The organism is Mycobacterium sp. E136 (genome assembly GCF_001666865.1).
Taxonomy (GTDB): domain Bacteria; phylum Actinomycetota; class Actinomycetes; order Mycobacteriales; family Mycobacteriaceae; genus Mycobacterium.
The window spans coordinates 1-4,053 of the sequence record NZ_LZJE01000064.1 but is presented as its reverse complement, the minus strand read 5'-3'; the positions used below and the strand labels follow the sequence as shown (position 1 = coordinate 4,053).

General features: G+C 65.6%; 4 protein-coding genes and 1 pseudogene. 2 read left to right on the top strand and 3 right to left on the bottom strand.

The features are described from left to right. A partial coding sequence (locus tag A5698_RS04815; RefSeq protein ID WP_068293894.1) for a thiolase family protein occupies window positions 1–808 on the top strand: 808 nt, incomplete at its 5' end. A 54-nt stretch (window positions 809–862) separates the two neighbouring features. Next, window positions 863–2,011 (top strand): acyl-CoA dehydrogenase family protein, encoded by a 1,149-nt coding sequence (locus tag A5698_RS04810; RefSeq protein WP_068293888.1) that lies wholly within the window; start codon window positions 863–865, stop codon window positions 2,009–2,011. A 4-nt stretch (window positions 2,012–2,015) separates the two neighbouring features. Here A5698_RS04810 and A5698_RS04805 read toward each other — a convergent pair whose 3' ends face one another. The 3 genes and pseudogenes from A5698_RS04805 to A5698_RS28435 all read right to left on the bottom strand — a co-directional run. After that, window positions 2,016–2,936, bottom strand: a complete 921-nt coding sequence (locus tag A5698_RS04805; RefSeq protein WP_068293885.1) for a TIGR03619 family F420-dependent LLM class oxidoreductase — start codon at window positions 2,934–2,936, stop codon at window positions 2,016–2,018. A gap of 5 nt (window positions 2,937–2,941) precedes the next feature. After that, entirely contained in the window at window positions 2,942–3,781 is an 840-nt protein-coding gene (locus A5698_RS04800) for a mycofactocin-coupled SDR family oxidoreductase (protein WP_068293879.1), read from the bottom strand. Between the two features lie 152 nt (window positions 3,782–3,933). Continuing rightward, window positions 3,934–4,053 (bottom strand): annotated as a pseudogene (locus A5698_RS28435) (TetR/AcrR family transcriptional regulator); the annotation flags it as partial.

Genomic DNA, 4,053 nt, shown 5'->3' with positions numbered 1-4,053 from the left:
CGGCGGCGTGGAGGTGATGAGCCGGGTACCGCTCGGCTCGGCGCGGGCCACCGGAATGCCGTACGGCCCCAAAGTGCTGGAGCGCTACGGGGACTTCTCCTTCAACCAGGGCATCTCGGCGGAGTTGATCGCCCAGAAGTGGGGCTTTTCGCGCACCCGCCTCGACGAGTATTCGGTGCGTTCACACGAGCTGGCAGCAGCCGCACAGGACAAGGGTGCCTTCGAATCTCAGATCATGCCGGTGTTCACCGACGGTGAGCCCGTCGTCGCCGACGAGGGCGTCCGACGGGGGAGCACGGTCGAGAAACTCGCGGGGCTCAAGCCGGCATTCAAGGACGACGGTGTGATTCACGCGGGGAACTCGTCGCAGATCTCCGACGGGGCCGCCGCGCTGCTGGTGATGGCCGCCGACAACGCCGTTGCGCTGGGCCTGAGCCCGATCGCCCGCTACCGCGCCGGCGCGGTCACCGGCGCCGATCCGGTGCTGATGCTGACGGGACCGATCCCGGCGACGGAGAAGGTCTTGCACAAGGCCGGAGTGAGCCTCGACGAGGTCGGCGTGTTCGAGGTGAACGAGGCGTTCGCCCCGGTTCCACTGGCATGGCTCGCCGAGACCGGCGCCGACGAAAGCAAGCTCAACCCGCTCGGCGGCGCGATCGCACTGGGACACCCGCTCGGCGCCTCGGGTGCCGTCCTGATGACCCGGATGCTCAACCACATGCGCGACAACGGGATTCGGTTCGGGCTGCAAACCATGTGTGAGGGTGGCGGAACCGCGAACGCCACCCTGGTAGAACTCATCGCTTAAGGATCGCGGCAGAACCCGTCGCCAATGCTCTTGCCCTGATCACGGAGGACCCGCGTGCAACGAGACCTGTTCACCGAAGACCACGAGGCGTTTCGCGAACTCGCCCGTGACTTCGTCGAAAAGGAAGTGGTCCCGCACTATCCCGAGTGGGAGAAGGCCGGCCGCATGCCTCGGCAGGTGTTCAAGCAGATGGGCTCGCTGGGCATGCTGGGCATGGCGATCCCCGAAGAGTACGGCGGAGGCGGCATCCCGGACTACCGCTACAACGTGGTCCTTCAGGAGGAAGCCGCCCGCGCACTGGTCACGCTGTCGACCGTGCGCACCCAACTCGAGGTGATCCTGCCGTACTTTCTGCACTACGCGAACGAGGAGCAGCGTAAGCGGTGGTTCCCGGGGCTGGCTGCCGGCGAGTTGCTGACCGCCGTCGCGATGACGGAACCGGGCACCGGATCCGACCTCGCCGGTGTACGCACCACCGCGGTCCGTGACGGCGACGACTGGATACTCAACGGCGCCAAGACCTTCATCACCGGCGGCATGCAGGCCGACCTGGTGATCGCCGTGGCGCGGACCTCGACCGATCCCGACAACCGTCGCAAGGGGTTGTCCCTGTTCGTCGTCGAGGACGGCATGCCCGGGTTCACCCGCGGTCGCGAGCTGGAGAAGATGGGCTGCAAGGTCCAGGACACCGCCGAACTCTCGTTCGTCGACGTCCGCGTACCCGCGACCAATATGCTGGGCGAAGAAGGCGAGGCGTTCAGCTACCTGGGCCACAATCTGCCTCAGGAGCGGCTCACCGTCGCCGTCGGATCGGTCGCGCAGGCACGCTCGGCGATCGCCGCCGCGATCGATTACACCAAGAGCCGCAAGGCGTTCGGCACACCGGTGGCGTCGTTCCAGAACACGAAGTTCGAGTTGGCGGCCTGCTCGGCGGAGGTGGAGGCCGCACAGGCGATGCTGGATCGCGCAGTGGCCCTGCATGTCGACGGCGAGTTGTCCGGCGCGGATGCGGCCCGCGTGAAACTGTTCTGCACCGAGATGCAGCAGCGGGTGGTGGACCGCTGCCTGCAGTTGTTCGGCGGCTACGGCTACATGATGGAGTATCCGATCGCTCGGCTGTACACCGACGCCCGGGTGGCCCGCATCTACGCGGGCACCAGCGAGGTGATGAAGGTGATCATCGCCAAGTCGCTGGGCCTGTAAACCACTAGGGCAGCTGCGGTTTGATCTCCTCGATCACCCATCGCGCGTAGTCGAGATACTCGTCGACCCCTGACACCGGCGGCAGGGGCACAGCGCTCACGGTGACGCCCTGCTGCGCGAGCCAACCGAGCCGGTCGATGATCTCGGCCGCACTCATGCCCGGTCGGCCCTCGGGGTCGTCTTGCACGGTATGGCCCTCGCCGACCCGATTCGTGCCCAGCCCGTGCACCACGTCGAATGGCCGACCGTCGTAGCCAGGTTGGGACTTGATGAAGTCGAGGCGCTCGGCGATCTTTTCGGGCGGCGTGAGGAATGACCACCATCCCGAGGCGTACTTCGCCGCTCGGCGCAGTGCCGCGTCCGCATCGCCGCCGATCCAGATCGGCAGATGCGGCTTCTGGATCGGCTTGGGCTCGAAGGCGATGTCATCGAAGGACACATACTTGCCGTCGAAGCTGGGCGATTCACTGGTCCACAGTTCGACGATCGCAGCCAGATACTCGTCGGCGATGCGGCCACGTTCATGGAAGGGCACACCCAGGAGTTCGAATTCGCGTTCCAGCCAGCCCACGCCGAACGTCACCATCATGCGGCCGCTGCTCATCCAGTCGGCGGTGGCCAGCGACTTCGCCAACACGATCGGATGCTGTAACGGCAGCACCGTGATGCACGAATTGAGCTTGATGCGCTGCGTGGCGCCCGCGAGATACGCCTGCGCGACCGTGGACTGCAGATAGTGCGGACCGGACAGTTCGACGTGGTCGTTCGGGATCGCGAAATGCTCGGGCACAGCGATCATGTCGTAACCCCAGTCGTCGGCACACTTGGCCATCCGTGTCTGGTCGGCGCCGGTGACCGACACCTCCCACGGCTGCATCATCGCCTTGACCCGCAACATGTGCGGCAGATTGAAAACAAGCTTCACGAGGACTACTTCAGCATGCTGCCCGCGTCGACGGTGACAGGAAGTCCGGTGATGTAGCGGGATTCGTCGGAGGCGAGGAACAGCACGGCGTTGCTCACATCCTCGGGCTCAACCCAGCCGACCGGCAGCACATGCATGAACTGCGCGGCGACGGCGAGGTCATCGGGTCCGGGGTTCTCGAGGTCGGGGCGGAACAGCTTCATCGTCCCCTCATTCATGAACAGCGGTGTGTTCACGTTCGTGGGACAGACGGCGTTGACTCGGATCGAGTGCTGACCCAATTCGACGGCGAACGTGCGCATCAAGCCGATCACGCCGTGTTTGGCGGCGATGTAGTGGCCGGTGTGAGGGTACGGCTTGAGGCCGCCGACCGAGCTGGTGAGGATGATCGAGCCGCCTCTCCCTCCGGAGAGCAGGTGGGGGACAGCGGCTTTGACGGACTTCCAGACGCCGGAGAGGTTGACGTCGATCATGTCGCGCCAGTCGTCTTCGCTCGTCTTGTCCAGCGTCGCCCCACCGTTGCCGATGCCGGCGTTGGCAACGACAATGTCGAGGCGACCCAACTGTTCGACGCCGCCGTCCACGACCGCCTTGAGCGCGTCGTAGTCGCGCACGTCGACCTCGGCGGTGACGATGCGTCGGTTCAGGTTCTTGACGAGGTCCGCCGTTTCGGCGAGGTCATCGGGTGTCGCCCACGGGATGTCGTCGTTGCTGGAAATCTGCTTGCACACGTCCACGGCGATGATGTCGGCGCCCTCCTGGGCGAGGCGCACCGCGTGGCTGCGGCCTTGACCTCGTGCCGCACCGGTCACGAACGCGACTTTGCCCTCGACTCGTCCACCCATGTGTCCACCTTCTGGCCGCTCGAATTGTTTGGTCGATCGATCAGGAGCGTGGCATCGATCGAGCCGGGTGTCAACAGTCCAGCGCCGCTGCGTCGGCGGAAAGCGTCGCCCACGGGCATTGCGTTGCGTTGGGTTCCCTCGACCTGGGCCGCTCAGGACTTTCGCGAGCCGTTCAGCGACCGCATCCAGCGCTGCATGAACGCGCGCATCTCGTCGTGTCCGAGCGTGACGCCGACGGCGTCCTCGTTGCACAAGCTGCGCGCGATCTGCGC

Coding starts and splice junctions, on each gene's coding strand:
- A5698_RS04800 (WP_068293879.1), bottom strand. CDS start 3,781: ATGGGTGGACGAGTCGAGGGCAAAGTCGCGTTCGTGACCGGTGCGGCA.